The 22,309-nt window shown below is 31.2% G+C and carries 17 protein-coding genes; 6 read left to right on the top strand and 11 right to left on the bottom strand.

The window, feature by feature from the left end; genetic code table 11:
* Positions 1–16: 16 nt before the first annotated feature.
* A complete protein-coding gene (locus J3U20_RS09650; protein WP_160543024.1) occupies positions 17–2,188 on the top strand; it encodes a TonB-dependent receptor plug domain-containing protein in 2,172 nt (723 codons plus the stop codon).
* A gap of 3 nt (positions 2,189–2,191) precedes the next feature.
* Positions 2,192–3,244: an HmuY family protein gene (locus tag J3U20_RS09655; protein WP_160543023.1), complete on the top strand. Its 1,053-nt coding sequence runs from the start codon at positions 2,192–2,194 to the stop codon at positions 3,242–3,244.
* A gap of 45 nt (positions 3,245–3,289) precedes the next feature.
* Here J3U20_RS09655 and J3U20_RS09660 read toward each other — a convergent pair whose 3' ends face one another.
* The 6 genes from J3U20_RS09660 to rsfS all read right to left on the bottom strand — a co-directional run bounded on the left by J3U20_RS09660 (position 3,290) and on the right by rsfS (position 9,047).
* Positions 3,290–4,183, bottom strand: coding sequence for a bifunctional 5,10-methylenetetrahydrofolate dehydrogenase/5,10-methenyltetrahydrofolate cyclohydrolase (locus J3U20_RS09660; RefSeq protein WP_160543022.1), 894 nt, complete (start codon positions 4,181–4,183; stop codon positions 3,290–3,292).
* 243 nt (positions 4,184–4,426) lie between these two features.
* Positions 4,427–5,083: a phosphatidylserine decarboxylase family protein gene (locus tag J3U20_RS09665; protein WP_160543021.1), complete on the bottom strand. Its 657-nt coding sequence runs from the start codon at positions 5,081–5,083 to the stop codon at positions 4,427–4,429.
* A complete protein-coding gene (locus J3U20_RS09670; RefSeq protein WP_160543020.1) occupies positions 5,080–5,943 on the bottom strand; it encodes a phosphatidate cytidylyltransferase in 864 nt (287 codons plus the stop codon). Before J3U20_RS09670 ends, J3U20_RS09665 begins: the two co-directional genes overlap by 4 nt.
* Before the next feature lie 12 nt (positions 5,944–5,955).
* Entirely contained in the window at positions 5,956–6,525 is a 570-nt protein-coding gene (locus J3U20_RS09675) for a hypothetical protein (RefSeq protein ID WP_160543019.1), read from the bottom strand.
* A gap of 99 nt (positions 6,526–6,624) precedes the next feature.
* Entirely contained in the window at positions 6,625–8,622 is a 1,998-nt protein-coding gene (gene ftsH, locus J3U20_RS09680; RefSeq protein WP_185149857.1) for an ATP-dependent zinc metalloprotease FtsH, read from the bottom strand.
* Positions 8,623–8,672: 50 nt separating this feature from the next.
* A complete protein-coding gene (gene rsfS / locus J3U20_RS09685) occupies positions 8,673–9,047 on the bottom strand; it encodes a ribosome silencing factor (protein ID WP_105296916.1) in 375 nt (124 codons plus the stop codon).
* A 126-nt stretch (positions 9,048–9,173) separates the two neighbouring features.
* Here rsfS and J3U20_RS09690 point away from each other — a divergent pair, with 126 nt between their 5' ends.
* From J3U20_RS09690 to J3U20_RS09705, 4 genes are all read left to right on the top strand, one after another.
* Positions 9,174–9,869, top strand: coding sequence for a biotin--[acetyl-CoA-carboxylase] ligase (locus J3U20_RS09690; protein ID WP_160543018.1), 696 nt, complete (start codon positions 9,174–9,176; stop codon positions 9,867–9,869).
* Positions 9,870–9,977: 108 nt separating this feature from the next.
* On the top strand, positions 9,978–11,354 hold the full coding sequence (locus J3U20_RS09695) for a tetratricopeptide repeat protein (protein WP_160543017.1): 1,377 nt from the start codon (positions 9,978–9,980) through the stop codon (positions 11,352–11,354).
* Between the two features lie 46 nt (positions 11,355–11,400).
* The gene (locus tag J3U20_RS09700; RefSeq protein ID WP_160543016.1) at positions 11,401–12,042 is read left to right on the top strand and encodes an ACP phosphodiesterase; all 642 of its coding nucleotides are present in this window, start codon (positions 11,401–11,403) and stop codon (positions 12,040–12,042) included.
* A complete protein-coding gene (locus J3U20_RS09705) occupies positions 12,039–12,437 on the top strand; it encodes a thiol-disulfide oxidoreductase DCC family protein (RefSeq protein WP_160543015.1) in 399 nt (132 codons plus the stop codon). The genes J3U20_RS09700 and J3U20_RS09705 overlap by 4 nt, the downstream gene beginning before the upstream one ends.
* A 54-nt stretch (positions 12,438–12,491) precedes the next feature.
* Here J3U20_RS09705 and J3U20_RS09710 read toward each other — a convergent pair whose 3' ends face one another.
* The 5 genes from J3U20_RS09710 to J3U20_RS09730 all read right to left on the bottom strand — a co-directional run bounded on the left by J3U20_RS09710 (position 12,492) and on the right by J3U20_RS09730 (position 22,178).
* Positions 12,492–14,639, bottom strand: a complete 2,148-nt coding sequence (locus tag J3U20_RS09710; protein WP_160543014.1) for an endonuclease MutS2 — start codon at positions 14,637–14,639, stop codon at positions 12,492–12,494.
* A 117-nt stretch (positions 14,640–14,756) separates the two neighbouring features.
* Positions 14,757–16,130, bottom strand: a complete 1,374-nt coding sequence (dgt, locus tag J3U20_RS09715; protein ID WP_160543088.1) for a dGTP triphosphohydrolase — start codon at positions 16,128–16,130, stop codon at positions 14,757–14,759.
* 124 nt (positions 16,131–16,254) lie between these two features.
* Positions 16,255–17,922 (bottom strand): formate--tetrahydrofolate ligase, encoded by a 1,668-nt coding sequence (locus J3U20_RS09720; RefSeq protein ID WP_160543087.1) that lies wholly within the window; start codon positions 17,920–17,922, stop codon positions 16,255–16,257.
* 169 nt (positions 17,923–18,091) lie between these two features.
* Positions 18,092–20,518 carry a TonB-dependent receptor gene (locus tag J3U20_RS09725; RefSeq protein ID WP_255448192.1) on the bottom strand — a complete coding sequence of 809 codons (2,427 nt, stop codon included), beginning with the start codon at positions 20,516–20,518 and terminating at the stop codon, positions 18,092–18,094.
* Complete coding sequence (locus J3U20_RS09730; RefSeq protein WP_160543013.1) at positions 20,505–22,178, bottom strand: M23 family metallopeptidase; 1,674 nt, start codon at positions 22,176–22,178, stop codon at positions 20,505–20,507. Before J3U20_RS09730 ends, J3U20_RS09725 begins: the two co-directional genes overlap by 14 nt.
* Between the last annotated feature and the right edge of the window lie 131 nt (positions 22,179–22,309).

A 22,309-nucleotide genomic window follows, 5' to 3' on the forward strand; every position in this document is an offset into this window, starting at 1 on the left:
TTTTGCTAAAAAAACTATGAAAAAGAATAGCTCCAATAAGTTCTTTTTATTATATATATCTCTGATTTTAAGCAATTTATCTTATTCTCAAGAGACTAATGACAAAAAAAATAAAGTAAAGGATATTGACGAAATTGTGGTAACAGGTCAATATCATCAACAAAGTGTGGATAAATCCATATATCAAGTTGAGGTCATATCCCAAGAAGATATTAAAAATAGAGCAGCATCCAATATATCGGACATTTTAAGTTATTATCTTAACTTTAATACTCTACCCAACAGTAAAAACGGGGATTCTGAAGCTTCTCTTTTCGGTTTGGACGGTCAATATTTTAAAGTATTAATAGATAACATTCCTATGGTGAGTGATTATGGAATGGGCTCCAATGTTGATTTAACTAAAATTAATTTAGATAATGTGGAACGGATCGAGATTGTGAGAGGAAGTATGGGTACGGATTACGGTTCTAATTCACTTACGGGAATTATCAATATCATAACCCGTAAAAAAATCAATTCCCAATGGAAAGTTTCCGGTTATGTACAAGAGGAAACGGTAGGTAAAGAGTATGATTGGAAAGAACAGGGCAGACATATTCAATCGTTAGATATTTCTCATTCTTTATCAGATAAATGGTTTTTATCGTTAGGAGCAAATCGTAATGATTTTAAAGGTTTTTTCGGAAACAAAAAGGGTAAAAGATATTATGAGAATGATGGTAATAGAGGATATGAATGGCTTCCAAAGGAACAATGGAATTCCAATGCTCTTATTCATTATAAAACTACTGATTTTAATGCTTTTTATAATTTACAATTCTTAATTGAGTTGACTAATTATTATAATCCTATCGTTGATTACAGGGCATTGTCTGAAGGTGGTCTTTTTACTTATGCTTCTAAGGATCGAAATTTTAAAACAGATCGTTGGCTTCATCATCTTTTTTTAAGTGCCAAACTTTTCAATTATCTAACTTATAACGGAGATTTTTCTTATCAAAAACAAAGTAGAAAAAGCAGGGATTATACATACGATATTGGTATGAGAGAGGTTTTTGGAAAGAAAGATGCCTATAAAAAATATGCCGGAACTGATGCCTGGTACACTCGCGGAACTTTTAGTTCTCCTTCCCTAAATAAAATATTATCTTATCAAATTGGCTATGAATTTAATTTTATTGAAGGATTAAGGTCTGCGAATTCCAGTTCGATTGGAGGAATGAACACTTCCGGCTTTCAAGAAGATTTGAAAAAACATTTAGACAATTATGATGTATTTGGATCTGCTGAAATCAAAGCGAACCCGGACCTATATTTAAAACCCGGATTCCGAGCCAGTTTTAATACAAAATTTGATAATCAGTATTCTTATTCACTGGCTATGAAATATCAACTATCTCCTAATTCTAATTTTCGTACGGAAGTTACTTCTACCAATCGAACTCCAAATTTTGACGAATTGTATACGTATTTTGTAGATACTAATCATAATGTACAAGGAAATGAAAATCTAGTTCCCGAAAAAGGATATTCCAGTTCCATTTATTGGAATCAGAAATTTAAATCTAAAGATAACTTTAAAGGTGATATCACGCTAAGTACGTTGTATATTAATTTAAAAGACAAAATTGAACTTGCAACGGTTAATATGCAACCGTTAGAATATAAATATTTAAATGTGGATAAGTTCAAAACATGGGGAGTACAATTCAATTCAAATATGAGAATTCAAAATTTTCATTTTAACCTGAATGCTTCTTATTTTGGAGTTTCTCGAACGTTAGAAGACAATATCAACGGAATTCCTATTACAACCCCTGATAACGATTATTTGTATACCTTTCAATTAAACTCTAATGTTAACTATACAATTAAGAAATGGGATACTACTTTTTCTCTTTTTTATAAATATAATGGAAAAGAATCTTCTTATGTATTAGATTCTAAAACTGATTCTTATTACTTGGGAAAACAAGATGATTTTAATTTATTAGATTTTTCGGTTAGGAAATCATTTTTTAACAAATTTATTGAACTTACGGCAGGGGTAAGAAATATTTTTGATGTTAAGAAAGTAAATACTACTGCTGCACAAGCAGGAGCTCACGACGGACCTGTAAAAAGTATCAATTTATTTTATGGTAGATCGTACTTCGCTAAACTTGGTTTTAATTTTAATATATAAATGATGAAAAAATATTTTTTACCTATACTCATTTCTTTTGTTGTTCTTTTAAATTGTAAAGAAGATGATAGTCCTATCGTGGTTCCTCAACCGGGAGCTACTTTAGATGTTCCCGTTGGAGGACCTACCGAACCTAATCAAGTTTGGGTTGATCTGGATCAAAACCGAGTGAATGTAAATCAAAGGGATTCTTGGGATTTTGGATTTTATGGTGGGGATAAATTCCGTGTTATTTTAAATAATTCCACGTTAATGGCTGCAGGTAAATTGAATTCTACTTCGATAGATGAAGTGCAAGAATCTGATATCGCTTCTATGAAATCGGTAGTAACGGTAGGTAATTTTCAAGCGGATAATGTGCAGTATGTTGATGATATTATGGGAAATTATTTGGAGCGCACCGCCATTGATGAAATAAGCGAAAAAGATGAAGAAAACCATGTGTATCTTGTTAATATGGGATATTCTGTGTTTAGCGGTAATACGAATGATTTAACGGTTGTAGGAAAACACAGAGGATGGAAAAAAATTAGGGTTCTTCGTAATGATTCTAATAGTTATAAAATTCAATTTGCAGATATAAATGATACAACGCATCATGAAATGATAGTTAAAAAAGATAAAGAGTATCATTTTTCTTATTTAAGTTTATCCGTTGGCATCGTCAAAGTTCAGCCTGCCAAAAACTTGTGGGATCTATGCTTTACAGTTTTCATCAATGAAAATAAAGGACATGGTACGTATACTTTTTCTGATTTTGTGACCATAAATACGATGAATAACACCGGAGCCTATCAAGCAAATATATCTGATGTGGGAAGTTACGAAGATTTTACCAAGGAAAAAGTAGATTATACAAAATTTGTTTATAACGATCACAGAGCTATTGGCTCCAGTTGGAGAACAACGTATGGAGGGGCAAAGGTATTTACGGATCGGTTTTATGTTCTTAAAGATTCTAAAGGCAATTTATTTAAACTCAAATTTTTAAATATGACGGATAAGGATGGACGAAGAGGATATCCGAAATTCGAATACAAATTACTCACTAATTAATTGCTCTTTATTTACAGGTTGTTGGTTTTTCAACAACCTGTTTTTTTATATATTTTTATTATTTATTTCTTTGCTGTAAGCATATAGGGTATTTTTCAAGAGCATGGCTCTGGTCATAGGCCCTACACCTCCGGGAACCGGAGTTATCCAAGATGCTTTTTTTGATACTTCTTCAAAATCAACATCTCCGGCTAAATAGTACCCTTTTTCATGTGTGGAATCCTCAACTTTAGTAATTCCAACATCAACAATTACCGCTCCTTGTTTAATCATGTCTGCTTTTAAAAAGTGGGGAACTCCTAAAGCGGTTATAATAATATCTGCATTTCTAGTATGTTTAGGTATATCTATGGTTTTAGAATGTACTAAAGTAACCGTCGCATCCCCGGGATTTCCTTTTCGGCTTAGAAGAATACTCATCGGACGCCCTACAATCCTGCTTCTGCCAATGACAACCACTTCTTTGCCCTCAGTTGGAATGTTATATCTGGACAGCATTTCCATAATTCCGTAAGGAGTTGCGGGTAAAAAACTTTCAATTTCTAAGGCCATTTTTCCAAAATTTACGGGATGAAAACCATCAACGTCTTTATCGGGATTTATAGCCGTTATAATTTTTTCTTGATTTATATGTTTGGGAAGAGGTAATTGAACAATAAATCCGTCCAATCCTTCCGTTTCATTAAGTTTTTTTACTTCCTCAAGTAATTCATCTTCTGTTACAGTACTCTTAAGTTTTAATAAGGAAGATTTAAATCCTACTGCTTGACAATCTTTAATTTTATTGTTTACATAGGTTACACTTGCAGCATTTTCGCCCACAAGAACAGCTAATAAGTGAGGTTGACGATGCCCTTGGTTTACATATTGGATTACTTCTTCTTTAATTTCTTGTTTTATTTGCTTAGATAATTTGATACCGTCCAATATATTAGCCATATTTTTAATTTTAAAAGTGATACAAATGTAAAAATTAACTTCTAAATGATCGGTATTATATCAATTGTTTTTATCTGATTTCTTAATCAAATATTTTTTTATTTAGTAATAGTAATTTGGATAAAAATAATTTAATTATTATTGTATAATTGTATTACTTAACTATATGATAAAATAGACTTATAAAAATATTGTAAGGAAATTCGCTTATGAAAAATTAAGTAAGAAGATTAGTAAGTAGTACTACCCTTTTAATCTGGCAATTACCCGTTCTCCTCCATCAGGTATAATATCTCCTACTTTAACTAAAATTTCAGTTCCTAAAGGAAGAAACACATCCATTCTAGAGCCGAATTTTATAAAGCCAAAATCTTTACCTGCTTGAGCTGTATCTCCTATTTGAGAATAAATTACTATTCTTCGAGCCATTGCTCCTGCAATTTGTCTAAAAAGAATTTTTTGTTTTTGTTCCGTTTCAACAGCAACTGTAGTTCGTTCGTTTAATTCTGAAGATTTTTCATGCCAAGCAACTAAAAATTTACCCGGATGGTATTTCTTAAATATAACTTTTCCGCTTACCGGATATCTGCAAACGTGTACATTTAAAGGTGACATAAAAATAGATACTTGGATGCAATTGGTTTTAAGAAATTCTTTTTCATAAACTTCTTTCACAATTACCACCTTTCCATCTACAGGTGCAATAATTTCATTTGCCTTTGCATCATAGCTTCTTATCGGATTTCTGAAAAACCAAACAATAAAAAATGATAATACCAGAACTGGCACCGCTATTATAAGTCCCCAATAGTTAAGAAAATAAATGGAAAGGATACTTATTAGTATGCTTACTATTAAACTAATACCTATAATGGTTTTACCTTCTTTGTGTAACCTCATACAATAGTATTTATTAAATAATAGGCAAATATAGCAGGGATGCAAAAGATAAAACTATCTAATCGATCCAATACTCCGCCATGTCCGGGAATTAAATTTCCGGAATCTTTAACTTTAAATTTTCTTTTCAGCTTAGATTCGGCCAGATCACCTATTGGTGCAAATATAGCTATAATTATACTTATTACAATCCAATTACCACGTAAACCCGGCTCCAGATATTCGATAACTAATCCTGCTATTATAGTAGACAAAATTCCTCCGATTAATCCTTCAACGGATTTGTTGGGTGAAATCTTGGGAGCTAGTTTCCGTTTACCGAATTTACTGCCTATTAGATAAGCAAAGCTGTCACTTATCCAAAGTAATAAAAAGACATAAAATATTTCGGGAGTTAAAGGATTGGTACTCCGCGGTATAGCCAGACTCAATCCAAAAGGTATACTTAAATATGCTGTTGTGAATATGAGTTTTGCACTGTCCGTATAGAGCTCATCAGAAAAATAAAATAGAGTTATAATGGATAGGCAAAATAAAACTAAAATAAGAATATATCTCCAATAGAGTAACCGTAAACTAAAACTGCTGTTAAAAAAATTTTGAGAGAAAGTATAATATACAACACCTATTAAGACAAAGGTTAAAAGTTTATATATGAAATTTGAATACTTTAAAAGCTTTACTGTTTCAAAACTGCACCCTAATAAAAATAAAGTAAGCAAAGCATATAATAAATAGGAGGAATTTATTTTTAAGTCAAAGTAAATATAAAGTATGTCGGATAGAAAATGAGTGGTGCATAAAAAAATAAGCAGCACATAGACAAGACCTGATAAGGCACGGACAAATATTGTTTTCACCAGTTTTAAAAATTATTCTTCAACTAAAAGTAAATATAGTTTTTTAGCTGTAGATATACTACTAAATCCTTGTACTTGATTGCCATGTATTGAAGTAATATTGGAAGGAATATTATTCTTTTTAGCATATCTTATCTTAGCTAATCCTACACTTGAGGAAGAGATGATTTGACCCGGTGTAGCCCAAACAATAATTTTTTTGGGTAAATCCGTTTTTTTTAAGTGATAGGTTTGATCAGAAGAAATCATTATTGAACCATCCAAAGCTACTAAGTACTCACAATTAATAAGGGCAATATCTTGATCGCCTGTACTTTGTGTTGAATAATTGCAATCTAATTGATTAATCATAGATATTAGTTTAGGTTCCACACACAGGACTTCACTAATATCTTCATTCATAAGTATTTCTTGTAAATAATGTAAAGATTCTTCCTGATTTTCACAGTAAAAGAACATCCCTCCTCCTGCTTTAAATTTCCTAGCAAATGCTACATCCTCTTCTTCTCCTTCATTGTAAAAATCCAGATTAGTAGTTTCTTCTTTGTTTTTTTTTCCAAATATTTTGTTAAGAAATCCCATTCACTTTTTAGCACTTAAAAATCAAAATTATTATCAAATCAAATATATAAAAATCTTTTTATTTTATATGTTGTTTAGAATTTATCAAAATACTTGCCATTATTCGGATTTTGATTCACTATTTTGATCATTTTCTTTAAGGCTTTCCTCATTTATTTCTTCTGAAAAAGTTTCTTCATCAAATTTTCTTTTACCGAAAATTTCTTCTAAATCTTCTTTAAATATTACTTCTTTTTCTAATAATTTATTAGCTAATCTAGTTAATTTATCTTTGTTATCTGATAAGATCTGAACAGCTCTTTTATATTGCGATTCAATGATCTTTGATATTTCTTTGTCAATAGTTTCAGCAGTAACTTCTGAGTAAGGCTTTGTAAAACCATATTCGTTGCCTGAGCTATCATAATAAGAAATATTCCCTATTTGATCGCTCAATCCGTAAATGGTTACCATCGCATTGGCTTGCTTTGTTACGCGCTCTAAATCGGACAAAGCTCCGGTTGATATATTATTAAATATCACCTCTTCTGCAGCTCTTCCCCCTAAAGTAGCACATATTTCATCTAACATTTGTTCTGTGGTTGTTAACTGTCTTTCTTCAGGAAGATACCAAGCTGCTCCTAATGAGCGTCCTCTTGGAACAATAGTTACTTTTAATAAAGGAGCTGCATGTTCAACCATCCAGCTGATGGTAGCATGTCCTGCTTCGTGAAAAGCAACTCTCTTTTTCTCATGAGGCTTAATTACTTTATTCTTTTTTTCTAAACCTCCGATAATTCTATCCACAGAATCTAAGAAATCTTGCTTTCCTACACTTTCTTTTCCTTTACGTGCTGCTATTAACGCCGCTTCGTTACAAACATTGGCAATATCTGCTCCACTAAATCCGGGAGTTTGTTTAGCCAAGAAATCGACATCTAGATCTTCATCTAATTTTAAAGGTTTCAAATGAACTTGAAAAATCTCTTTTCTTTCATTTAAATCCGGTAAATCAACATAAATGGATCTGTCAAAACGGCCCGGACGCATTAATGCCTTGTCTAATATATCTGCTCGGTTGGTTGCTGCCAAAACGATAACGCTGGTATTTGTTCCAAAACCATCCATTTCTGTTAGCAACTGATTTAACGTGTTTTCTCTTTCATCGTTAGATCCGGTAATATTGTTTTTACCCCTGGCTCTACCGATAGCATCAATTTCATCTATAAATATAATTGATGGTGATTTTTCCTTAGCTTGTCTGAACAAATCTCTTACCCTGGAAGCCCCTACCCCCACAAACATTTCGACAAAGTCTGAACCTGATAAAGAGAAAAAGGGAACTTTAGCTTCTCCGGCTACCGCTTTGGCTAATAAAGTTTTACCGGTTCCCGGAGGCCCTACTAATAAAGCACCTTTAGGTATTTTACCTCCTAATTTGGTATATTTTTGAGGATTTTTTAAAAAATCAACTATTTCTTCTACTTCTTCTTTTGCTCCTTCTAATCCTGCTACATCTTTAAATGTAACTCGAACATTATCGTTTTCATCAAAAAGTTTTGCTTTGGAGCGACCGATATTAAAGATTTGGCCCCCTCCTCCGGCACTTCCTCCGGCCATCTTACGAAATAAGAAAAACCATATTAGTGCAAAGAAAAGAATTGGTAATAATAATTGAATAAATACATCTCCCCATTGACTAGGGTTTTCAAATTCTAAGTTGGTATTTAAATTGTAATTTGCTTTATCTTCGTTGAATCTTTTTTCAAAAAGTTGTTTATCTCCTGCTATGAATGAGAATTGTGGAGAATCTGAAAGTTGTTTAAATGGACTGAATCCTTGATTGTCCATGTTATAAACTTCAGGATTCTTCATTGCTTCCTGTGTCAAATATACTTTTACCTCAGAAGAGCCATTAACAAATACTACATTTTTAACGTAACCTTTTTCTAAGTAGCTGAAAAATTTAGCAGAATCTATTTTTACGTCTTTTCCGGAATTTAAAAATTCTTGAGATACTAGTAGTATAGCAAATATGATAAGTATACCGTAAAACCAATTAAACGAAAATGGTTTGTTATCTTTTTTCTTTTTATTATTTTTATTATTTGTTTCCAAAATTAAGTCTGATTTTTTATAATTATCGGATTATGTATATTTATAAGATCTTATTTGTCCGGATTAGGAATTCTGGTTATTTCCACATCACCCCATAAATTTTCTAAATCATAATATTCTCTGTATTCGGGTTGAAAAATATGAACAACTATAGACACGTAATCCATTAAAACCCATTGTTGATTATCAACTCCTTCAATATGCCAAGGTTTGTCTTTAGTATTTTTTCTTACGAATCTTTCCACAGAATTGGAAATTGCGGAAACTTGAGTATTAGTTCCCCCCGTGCATATGACAAAATAATCAGTAATTGTATTTTCTAATTTGGTAAAGTTCAAAATAGTTATATCGTATCCTTTAACTTCTTCTATCCCTTTTATAATATTTTCTAATAATTCTTTTTTTTCGATCTGTGTATCAGTCATCTAATCTATTTCTAGTATAATGTGTCTTTTATAAAATGTAATGAATTTATGCAAAAATAATCAATTTATCACTTATATTAATTATAATTTAATAATTTTATCATTTAATTGTATTTGTCAAATCTTATGCCATTAGAATATTTTGATAAAATTGGTTCTACTAACGATTTTGTCAGAGAAAATATAAAGCAATATTCAACTAATTTCCACGGTGTATTTTCTTTTAATCAAACGAAAGGAAGAGGCGTTAATGGCCATCAATGGATGTTCGAACCCGGTAAAAATATTGCTCTGACATTTTGTCTTACCACCCCTTCCATTCCTAATAATTTTCTTAGTTTTTGGGTAGCTATTCGGGTATGTTTATTCATAAAAAAAATCACAAAAACTGATGCCTTAATTAAATGGCCTAATGATATTTTAATAAATAAAAAAAAAGTCTGTGGTATTTTAATTGAAAAATCAGGAAACACGTTTATTGTAGGAATTGGCATCAATGTTCTTCAAAAAGAATTCACGGGAATTCCTCATGCTTCATCCTTACTTTCTTTTTCTTCTCAAAATTATAATTTAACGGATCTAGTACATGGTTTAATGAAAGATTTTGAAAATAATTTCCATTTACTTGATGATCCCTTGTATCTTCTTTCCAATTATAATGAATATCTGTTTGGTAAAGGAAAAGTACTTGCTTTTAAAATAGGCGGATCCATTAAAAACGGAATTATTCAAAAAGTTGAAGAAGACGGACTTTTAGAGGTTAGAATTGAAAATAAGGGGATTATGAAATTTAGAATCAAAGAAATCGAATTTTTATATTAAATTATTTAAATTTTGTTTAATACTTGTGAATAATAAATTATTTCAAATAGTTATAATACTTTTTTTTTAATTATATTTACATAAATTTAAAAATAAAGTAAAAACTAAGTGGAAGATTTTTTTGACAATGAGCTGGTAAATATGTTCGAAGAAATGTTGGAAGAAAATAAATCCGTTTATTTTGAAGCGGATGAGTTTTGCGAAATTATTTCTTTCTACTTGGAGATTTATGATTTTGAATATGCTATTAAAGCTCTTGATATTGCATTTTCTCTATACCCAAACAATATTGATATTAAAATTAAACAGCTCGAATATTTTGTTAAAATCGAAGATTTACATAATGCTTTCGATTTAATCGAAGAATTAAAGGAATTATGTTTTGCTGATACTGATTACTTAATTGCTACTGCAAAATATTGGTCTTTGCGTAATTTTCCTTATAAATCTATTGATTTCTATAAGGCGGCATTAAAAAATGAAGAAGATGAAGATTATATTTATAATTGTTTAGGCCATGAATATCTTGAAATTAAGGAGCCCACGTTTGCTTTAAATTCATTTAAAAAAGCATTAGAATATAACAAAAACGATGAGTATTCCTTATTTTCTTGCATACATTGTTACGATATTTTACATCAGCATAGAGAATGTATAACTTTTTTAAATCAATACATTGATGTAAATCCTTATTCCGATGAAGCTTGGTTTCAATTGGGATTACAATACTTAAATCAGAATTGGTATGATAAAGCTTTATTTGCTTTTGATTATACAGTTATAATTAACCCTAAGAGCATTGCCGGATATACTCAAAAAGCCTTTTGTTATGAAAAATTAAACCAATGGGAAAAAGCGATAAGTGTTTATAACGAGTCTTTAGATTTTGACGATACGGCTGCTTTTACTCTTTTTAAGATTGGACAGGCTTATAATAAGCTTCGTAAACCTATACAAGCGCTTACCTCTTTTCAAAAAGCAGTAAAAGAAGATCCTCAATTTGACAAAGCTTGGTATGAAATCTCTGACATCTATGATTCTTTAGGTAATAATGAAGAAGCTCTTCACTACATAAAAAAAGCTCTGGATATAGAATCTAAAGAGGTTAATTATTGGAAAAAATATGCTTACCTCAACATTCAGCTTGGAAAATATGAAGAAGCTTCTGATTCGTTTGAAATAATTATTGAGCTTGAACCCAATCATTTCTATAATTGGTTGGCTTTTTCCGAATTACTCATCAGTTTGGGGGATTATAGTAAGGCCGCATTACTATTGCATAAAAGTTTTAAGAATTTTCATAGAGCAGAACTCTACTATCAACTAAGCAACTGCTATTTCTTATTGAAGAATTATGAAAAGAGTGAAAAATTTTTAAAAATGGCACTAAAATTGAATCCTTCCATTAAACAAGAAATGCAGGAAAAATACTCAATTTTACTTAGGGATAACACAATTAAATATAAAAATCCCGGCATTATTTAAAACCTATTTATTAATAAAAACCATAAAGAATAATTGATAATATTAAATGAACATTGTAGCCCATCAATTGCTATCGTATCAAATTCCTGATATACAATTAGGTAATGTGTTGGGTGAAGTTGTTCGGGGTAAAGATTATCAAAATTATCCTCAGTCTATAGCTACCGGCATTCTTTTACATCGGCATATCGATTCATTTACGGATTCTCATCCTATTGTTAAAGAAACAACTAGTATTTTCCATAAATCGTATGGAAAATTTGCCCCTATAATCACCGATGTTATCTATGATTATTTCTTAATAAAAAATTGGCATCTTTTTTATGAAGAGGATTTTGAGCATTTCAAAAATTCATGTTATGATTTAGTTCAAAGTACGGAACTTTTGTTTCCGAAAAAATTAGATACCATTTTAAAATCTTTAATTGAAGATGATTGGTTTGAAAAATACAGTACTTATGAAGGTATTGAATGGACGCTGCATCATCTAACCAAAAAATCCAAATTTAATCAAAGCATTGCTGATATGGGTAATTCAATTAAGGAGATATATTTACAAGAAAAAAAAATTGAAAGGCATTTTCTTGATTTTTTCCCTCAACTTCAATCTTATTGTAAAAAATTTATTATAAAGTTAATGCCGGAATATGAAGTTTTAATTTTGCAAAACCATACTCATCGTTTATGAAAACATACATTGTTTTATTTGACGGCGTTTGTAATCTTTGCAATTCTACGGTTCAATTTATTATTAAAAGAGATAAACATAATCAATTTAAATTTTCCTCTCTACAATCCGAATATGGACAAAATTTTTTAAAGGAAAGAAATCTTGATTCTTCCGATTTTAAATCAATAATTTTATATGAACCCGAGGTAGCGTATTATACTAAAAGTACAGCTGCTTTAAAAATAGCACAGAATCTTGGTTTTCCCTATAATCTCTTATCTGTTTTTCTATTGATCCCATCTTTTATAAGAGATTGGATTTATTCTTTAGTATCCAAATATAGATATCATTTATTCGGAAAAAAAGATAGCTGCATGGTTCCTACTCCTGAAAATAAAAGAAAATTTATTTAAAATTTCGGATAGATATTTCTAGGTTACTTACATTAATTTTTATAAAAATTAATATTATACTTTTTCAATTTCATAAACTGAAATTTTAGTTGTAAACAGTCCGTAATTTAGAAATGCGGTTTCTCCTTCAATTTTATCTATGGTAGCAACACTGGAGCTGCCTTTGATTCGAACTCTTTTCCCTTCTTTCATCCATTTTTTTGCTCTATCTGCAGTTGTTCGTACTTCTTCAGCCTTTGTTTCTTCTAATTGCTTTTTTATTTCTTCTTTTTTTAACTCGGTCTTAACTTTGTTTCGTTGCTTCTTAGTTTGAATTTTTTCAACTTCAGTAACTTGTGTTTTTTTATATTTTTCTTGTTCCAGTATTTTAGTAAAGTCTTTTATAATGTCTCTTTTTTTCTTACCACTTGAATATGCGTCTATATATTTTTCAAATTTTTGACCCAGTTGATTTAACTTAGTTTCTTCATCATACAACTTCTGAAAATTAATCAGTTTTTGTTTATAATTATTGATCGTATCGGTCAATTGTTTTTTCTTCTCTTCTGAATGATCAATTTGCTTATTTAAATCGCCTTTTAATTTTTCAACTTGATATTTTTCCTGCTGTAAACGTACTATAGTTTTATCTAAATTAACCTTATCTTTTTCAATTTTTTGCTTGGCAATCTGAATAATTTCTTTAGGTATTTTATTTTTTTCTGCCACTTCAAATGTAAATGAACTTCCCACCTGTCCTACTTCCAACTTATATATAGGTTGCAAAGTTTTCTCGTTGAATAACATAGACGCATTTTTGGTATGATTTAATTCTTCTATCTTCAATTTGATATTGGTATAATGAGTCGTAATAATACCGAATGATTTTTTATGATAAAAATATTCCAAAAATGCTTCTGCCAATGCACCCCCTAATTCAGGATCAGATCCGGTTCCAAATTCATCAATCAATAATAAGGTATGTGCATCGGCTTGTTTAATGATTTGTTGCATTTTCCTTAATCGAGAACTATAAGTACTTAACTGATTTTCAATCGATTGATTATCTCCTATATCGGTAAGTATTTTATTAAAAAATCCTACCTTAGATTTAGGATGCACCGGAATTAAAATACCACTTTGTATCATGAGCTGCAACAATCCAACTGTTTTCAGTGTAATACTTTTACCTCCGGCATTTGGACCTGAAATACATATAATCCGAATGTTTTTGTCCAGGGTAAGTGTCTGTGGAATCGTTGTTTTTTTCTCTTTTTTATTTGTAAGAAAAAGGATTGGATGATAAGCATTGATCAGATGAACTTCCGCTTGATCAGTAATTTCAGGCAATACTGCATCTAAAGCTTCCGCATATCGAGCTTTAGCCTGTATTACATCCAATTTATATATATAGTGTTGATATTTCTCTAATAACGGGTAAAATTCAACCATTTGTTGAGTCAGGTTAAAAAGAATTTTTTCTATTTCCTTTTTTTCCTGATTGATTAATTCCATTAATCGTACATTGGGTTGAATTACAGATTCCGGTAGGATAAAACAGATCGAACCGGTTTTAGAAAAACCTAATACTCTGCCTTTGACTGATTTTTTAAAAGAAGATTTTACTGCTAACACTCGTTGGTCATCAATAACACTTTCCCTGATTTCATCTAAAACTCCTGTTTGAGAAAAATGGGTGACTGTCTTATCAAAATTTTCCTGTATAGTTTTCCTGACTATCTGGATATGCTCTCTTATATTTTGCAGGGTAACGGTTGCATCATTCTTAACTTCACCAAAACGATTAAATATTTTATTTACCATTAAAATAATCTCTTTGGTATATTCAATATGTGAGAGATTTTTATGTAGAGTAGGAAAATAATCTTTAAATTTTTCAAAATGAACAATTAGTGAATTCACTAATTGAGATAAATTTCTAATTTTATGAAAGGATCTTGATTCTAATGTAAAATTTTCTATAAGAAGCATTTTTAATTCAGTTTCAATATCATCATATTCCCTGAACGGAATATAATTTTCATTAGAAAAGCTTCCTAAATATTCATTGACACAGTGAAGACTTTCTTTAATTTTTTCTTTTTTAAGAGGTTTGAGCTTAGCAACTAAATCCTTTGACTTTTCTGAATAACAAAAGGGTATTATTTCATCAATAATCTTCTGAAATTCTAATTCTTTTAACGTATCTTCTGATATCTGCATAGTATCCTTTGTACTGTATATAATACGTATACAAAAATAAGGCTTTTTTCTTCTTCTATATTTACTCTTCGATAAACTTCACTTTGAATTAAACCTAAATTTTGCTTAAATATCGAGTTACAAAGTCATGCCTATATCAATTCCCTTAATTTTTCTGTATAAATCTGTAGCGTAATTATCGGTCATTCCCGATACAAAATCAATAATACCCAAAACTTTTTCATAATCTTCTTTGTCTTCGAATAGAAACTGTTTAGGGATGAGTTGAACCGCTCTTTTTTCATATCCTAAACGTTCTTTTTCTGATTTTAAAATTGACGGTATAAAATGATCCAGTAATTCATACATCACATTATATCCTGCATTTTCAATTTCAACTACCGATCGATGATTATATATATGGGTTTTGGAAAATTCTTTGATTGTTTGAATTGCTTTGCATTCCTGCTGAATTAGGTCATATATGGAAGTTTGCAAAGTACCTTTTATAATTTCTTCAAAGTATTTTTTATACAATTCCACTGATCTGGAAATTAATGCACCGATTGATACAGCACGCAGAAAAGAAATACGATCGTTTTTATCTTCAATACTATCCAATTTTTTCTTCACTCTGCTCCATTTATTATTACCGTGTATTTCTTCAATAATTTGCTGCAAAAGTTCTTCACATATTTGAGCATTTATAAATCCTAATCGTTGGGCATCTTCCAAATCAATAATGTTATAGCAAATATCATCGGCAGCCTCTACAATCCAAACAAAGGGATGTCTATGATAACACAAGGGATTTTCTTGTACCAAAATCATAGACGTTTCGTGGGCTATGTCTTTAAACGTGTTTTTTTCGGATTGAAAAAAACCAAATTTTTTTCTTTCTATTACATTTTTATCTTTTGCTATGGATTCACAGGGATATTTAGCAATCGACGCTAAAGTTGAATACGTAAGCATAGCTCCTCCTTCGGACTTACCGTTTTGTTTTTGTGTCAAGATACGTATGGCATTAGCATTTCCCTCAAAATTTAAAAAATCGCTCCATTCTAATGCTGAAAATTTATCTTTTAATTGAGAAGCATTTCGTTGGAAATAACTGGCAATTGCATCTTCTCCGGAATGTCCAAATGCAGGATTACCAATATCATGACATAAACAAGCTGTTGAAATTACGTTGTAAAGACTATGCCTATATAATTCTTTATTTTGTTCTGTTAACTCCGAAGCATAGGCTGTTGCTATAAAGTTTCCAATATCGCTTCCTAGAGATCTGCCCACTGAAGCTACTTCTAATGAATGCGTCAACCGATTATGTACAAAGACGCTTCCCGGCAATGGAAAAACTTGTGTTTTATTTTGCAATCTTCTGAAAGAGGTTGAAAATATAACCCGATCAAAATCTCTTTGATACTCACTTCTTGCGTCTGTATGTTTATCCGTAGATTTATATTGTATACCTGTTCTTTTTTCTGAGAACAGTTGGTTTATATTCATCATTCGTTTAATGATAATTAAAAATAAAAATTATTTTATATGTCAAAATATTTAAAGTATGCCCTCTAAGACACACCTCTTTGTTCCGTTTTATTTTTATTTAATTTTTTGGATGATTGTATTTTTAACTTAAACCTTCTACTAAGCCATTAACCAAATTTATATGCATGGCTGCAGGATTTTTTGGCAAACCGGGCATACGCATAATATCTCCTGCAATTACTACTATAAATTCCGCTCCTCGGTTTATTACCAAATCCCTAATTTCTAAATCAAAGTCTTTAGTTACTCCGTAAGCCGTAGGATTTGCAGAAAATGAAAATTGAGTTTTTGCGATGCAAACGGGAAATTTACTCATATTACTATCTTCCAATTTTTTTATTTTTTGAGATGCTTGTTTACTAAAACTTACCGATGAAGCTCCGTATATTTTTTTTGCTACTTTTTCAATTTTTACTTTAATTGAATCCTCATCTTTATATACAAATTTCAATTTTTCGGAAGGACTATTTTCTATCGTTTCTACTACTAATTCTGCCAGGTCTACTGCTCCTTTTCCGCCCTCTGTAAATGCATTATTAATTGCAAAACCAACCCCTCTTTTTTGACAAAATTCTTTTACTAAAGATATTTCTTTCTCTGTATCATTTGAATATTTATTAAAAGCAACTAATACGGTTTGCCCGTATGATTTAATATTATCGATATGCTTTTCCAAATTTTGAAGCCCTTGAGCGATTCCGTCAACATTTTCTTCCTTTATATGAGATATAGGAACTCCTCCGTGCATTTTCAATCCTTGAGCCGTTGCCACAAGAACTGTGAGTTTAGGTTCTAACCCTGATTTTCTGCACTTTATATCATAAAATTTTTCAGCACCTAAATCAGCACCAAAACCCGCTTCTGTAATTACATATTCTCCATGACTCATAGCCAGTTTTGTTGCCAGTACGGAATTGCACCCATGAGCTATATTGGCAAAAGGGCCTCCATGAACAAAAGCGGCTGTATTTTCAGTGGTTTGTACTAAGTTAGGAAGTAGGGCATCCTTTAATAAAACCGTAATAGCTCCTGCAACACCCAAATCTTTTACAGTAAAAATGCTACCATCTGTTTTGTAGCCTAGTAAAATATTTTCAATCCTTCTTCGTAAATCATCTATATCCGTTGCCAAGCATAGTATAGCCATAATTTCCGAAGCAGGGGTTATATCAAATCCCGATTCTTGAATTACGCCGTTAGCATTTCCTCCCAATCCGGAAACTATATTGCGTAGATTTCGATCATTAACATCTAATACTCTCTTCCAAACGACTTCTTTTAATACCTCCGTAGTGCCTCTGTTTTGATAATTATAATTATCCAATAATGCCGTGATCATATTATGAGCTGAGGTTATAGCATGAAAATCACCGGTAAAATGAAGATTGATATTTTCCATGGGCAGCACTTGTGCATATCCTCCTCCTGCAGCTCCTCCTTTCATGCCAAAACAAGGTCCTAAAGAAGGTTCTCTTAAAGCAACTATTGCTTTCTTACCAATTTTATTGAGCCCTAAAGCCAAACCTATGGATACTGTTGTTTTTCCTATTCCTGCTTTAGTTGGCGTTATGGAAGTTACTAAAATTAAATTGGATTTGTTTATTTTCTCTTTGGATTCCAGCTCAAGGGGAACTTTTGCTATATATTTTCCAAAGGGTATTATTTCTTTTTCAGGAATATTTATGTTTTCAGCTATTTCGGATATAGGTTTCAGTTTTATGGAACGAGCTATTTCTATATCTGAATTTATTTTTTTATATGTATGTTTACTTTCCATCTGATTAAAATTTAAATACTTAATTCCAAATATATATATTTTATATCAATAATCGTATAATAATAATTCAACATTATAACTTGTTTAACTTAATACCTAAAATAGCAACAGATCATACGTTTCCTGATTAGGAGATTCTAGGCTATAATTTTACATTTAATTTTACATTAAAAAACCTTCCTGTAAGTTTATTAGGCACAGCATAATAAGAAGTTGAATTGACATCTCTGATCCAATCATTACTGACCGTATTTCTAACATCAAAAACATTAAATATTTCTAACCCCAACGATAACTCCTTAAACTTATCCCAAGCGGTACCGATACGAGCTTTATTCTTTTTTTGATCCACAAAAACATAAGTCAAGCCAACATCGGCTCGTTTATAATCCGATAAGGTGGTTTGATAGTTATACGGATCTGAATATAAAGGGGCTCCGTTGGGAAGACCGGATGCATAGACTAAATTTACATTGGCTTTAAATCGAGGATATTTCTTCATATAATCCTGAAAAAATAATCCAATTTTAAATCTCGGATCTGTCGGACGCGGTATATAACCTCTTCCGTCAATATTCTCTTCGGTTTTACCGTAAGAAACCGATAACCACGATTCGGCACCCTCTACAAATTCACCATTCAATCGGGCATCTATTCCATAGGCATACCCTTTGGAATTATTTTCTCCGGTATAAATTATCCTGACATTATCTACAAAATAGGGTATTAAATCATCTAATTTCTTGTAATAAATTTCTGTTGTTAATTTAAATGGATGTTTGTTGAGCATTTTAAACTCAAAGTCATTACCTAAAATAAAATGTATGGAACGTTGCGATTTAATTTTATCATTAAGTGTACCGTCTAACCGTAAAGCTTCTTTATAAAAAGGGGGTTGATAGTAGAAACCCGTAGCAAGACGAAAAAGCATATCTATCTTCCAATCCGGCTTTAAAGCAATTTGTGCTCGAGGACTCACATTGGTTTCTCCATTAAAATCCCAATGGGTTGCTCGAACTCCTCCATTAATTAATACACGAGTGGTATTCCACATGAATTTAGTTGAATATTGCAAGTATCCATTAACTCGATTGGATTTTAACTTATTATTAGCTGAGATATGATTTATTAAAATCAAATCGGATTCATCTAAATTTCCCGGCGGTACTAAAGGTCTTGGTATGACATATCCTGCCGAATCAATGAGCTGCCATTCGTTTTTAAGGTTTCTTATATCTTCATGTTGATATTGAAAACCCGCTTCAAATGCTGAATTTACGTTTAAATTATATTTAGCCTTCAATTGTGTACCTAATACCAACATATCCAAATTATTTCTCCCGTGATTTATTTGTCCTCCTGAATTGAAGGAAGGCAAGAAATCGCCTGTATCCTGATCTGCTTCTTGTAACCTATATCCGGCTGAAATATCAAAATATTCCTGTTCTTTAGAATGAAAAGCATATCCATCTAAATTAAAGGCTAGTTTATTTGAAGGTTTAAATTCTAAAGAGACCGTCCCGTTAGCCGTTCGATATTTATCTTTTTCATTCCCATTATAGGCAACATTTAGCTTGATAGGCTGTTGTAAAGTTCCAAATTCTACTTCTCTATTTTTGGGTTCCATTGTATAATCATTGGAAGCATAATTTCCTAAAAATGACAATTTCCATTGAGAAGTCCAGGTATACTGAAGATAACTTTGTACATCAAAATATTGCGGGTTGAAATCCGTATCTCCATCAAAAGTATTTAAAATGAGATCCGTATTTCTATATCTTGCACCTACAATTCCCGAAAATTTATTTTTTTTGTCTGCATACCCAACAGTTGCTCCGCCCCCTAATAAACTTGCTTCCAGACTAGATTCAAATTTTCGAGGTTTCCTGTATTGAATATCCAACACGCTCGACATTTTATCTCCGTATCGAGACTCAAATCCTCCGGCAGAAAAATTAATGGAAGAAACCATATCCGGATTAATGATGCTCATTCCTTCTTGTTGTCCGCTTCGCACGGTTAAGGGCTTATATATTTCTACTCCATTTATATAGACTAAATTTTCATCGTAATTTCCACCTCTAACTCTATAAAGTGAACTTAACTCACTGGCCGTACTTACAAAAACCGTATTTAAAATTTCTTCTACTCCTCCGGAAAGAGTAGGTGTATTATCAAGATTGTGTACATCAATCTGCTGCATAGTTATATCAGCCGTTTTTTTTCGAGTTCCTTTAAACACAACTTCAGGAATTTCTTTTTCTTTATCGGGTATAAGATTAAAATCAATCTTGATATCTTGATCAGACGTTATAAAAGTTTTTGTATCTGATAAATACCCCTTATGTTCAACGGTTAAAGTTATAGTAGTATGGGAAGGTATTTGTAATCCATAATTTCCATTTCTATCAGATATGGAAAATGGTTCCGGATTTGCATAAATCTTAGCTTCGGATATTGGCTTACCGTGATTATCTTGTATTTTACCCGAAATAGTTATGGTCTGCCCCCATACACTATAGGAGATCGTCCATAAGACTAGAAATGTTAGAATTTTATAATTTTTCAAAGTCGCTCGTATATATTTTTTTATTATTTACTTTATCGGTAACTATTACCTCAACTTGATGCTTACCTGATCGAATTCCTTCTTTTTCTAAGTTAGAAATAAATAGGCTGTTTTGCTTATATTCATATTCAGCAAGTACCCATTTTCCATCGATAAAAACATCATAGGTTTTAACTCCCGATCCTGTGTCTTTAATTTTAAATGATAATTTATTTCCTATTTTTTTTGATTTTGTGAGCATCGGACAGCTAATAGTAGGTATTGATTCATCTAGTGCCAGATAGAATTTTCCAAAATCTTTAGGAGTTGCTTTATATTTTCCGTTTTCATAAGAGGTATCTAAATATTCTTTTTTTAATGGACCGTAATTTGATTCTCTGATAATAACATATTTATCTGCTTTAGATTTATCCAAATTGCTCCAATCGGGTGTTATGGTGATTTCATATTTTTTGTGAATAGGAACTGATGATTGATGCACTTGATATTGATTACTTCCGATTTTTTTATAATTAAAAATGAAATCTTCATAAAAAGATCCTTTTTCAAAGTTTACAAACAATCCATCCTGTTTAAATGAATATGGATTTTTAAAATTTACGTTTAAAAGTTCATTTCCTAATTTTATTTTTTCCCCATCATTTGTATTTTTATAAGCAATACCATTCATGGTGAAACTTCGTGCGGTAACATTACCGGCATAGTCTCCCACTTCTATTTTAACTTGATACGTTTTACCTGCTTCTACTTTTAAAATTCCTCGATTAACCTTTTGTTCATACATCTGCAAAGAATTACCCGGTAATAAATAAGTGCGATATATCCAACTGTTGTTAGCCAATAATTCGGGATAATCCACGGAAGCATTAATAGAACGGGTTTCACTAAAAGAATGCTTATCCGCTTGAAATATGGATAGAATTTGACCGTTAACCCAAGTTTTAATAAAATAAACTCCGTTTAAATTTTGAGATCCGCTCTGTTGATCGTATGCTTTTACACCGAAACCAATTTCTCCTGATACGGTATAACTTCCACCTTCAGATGTTATAATTTTAGAACTACTGCCGTTTACCTGTCCTTTTACAGGATAAATCCATGTGTCTCTTAATAAAGGTTTTATTTGATCTTTAACATCGTATCTGAATAAAAACGGATTTAATATTTCTTCTGTTTTGGTATCTCTAACTTCAAAATGTAAATGAGGTCCCCCGGATCCACCGGTGTTTCCTGAAAGTGCGATAATTTCTCCTTTTTTTATTGGAAGTTCTCCCGGTTTCAAATAAAAATCAACAGTAAAACTTTTATTTTTATATTGTTCTTTACGTGCTCTTTCTTCAATGGCTCCTTTCAATTCGCTTAAATGACCATATACCGTTGTGTATCCATTGGGATGATCTATATAAATTGCTTTACCGTATCCATAGGGTGAAATATTAATTCTAGAAATATAACCATCTTGAGAAGCCAACACAGATAATCCTGTTCTCTGTTGGGTTTTCATATCCAAACCGGAATGAAAATGGTTTTTTCGTAGTTCTCCATAATTAGCAGATAAATAAATAGGTATAGTTAAAGGGGATGCAAAATTTTTAGGATAATTTTGTGAATGGGATAAGAGCGTGAATAGTAGGGCTGCTGTTACTGCTATTTTTTTCATGGGAAATTTTAAATAATCATCTTTATGTATTATGATATAGTAATCTTTCTCAAAAATAAGAATTTCATTTTTATTTAGATTCTTTTAACACTTAATTAAGTTAAATTTTATTTATGGTGTTTAAATTGGTA

This window comes from Apibacter sp. B3919, assembly GCF_026537405.1.
In the GTDB taxonomy this organism is placed as follows: Bacteria; Bacteroidota; Bacteroidia; order Flavobacteriales; family Weeksellaceae; genus Apibacter.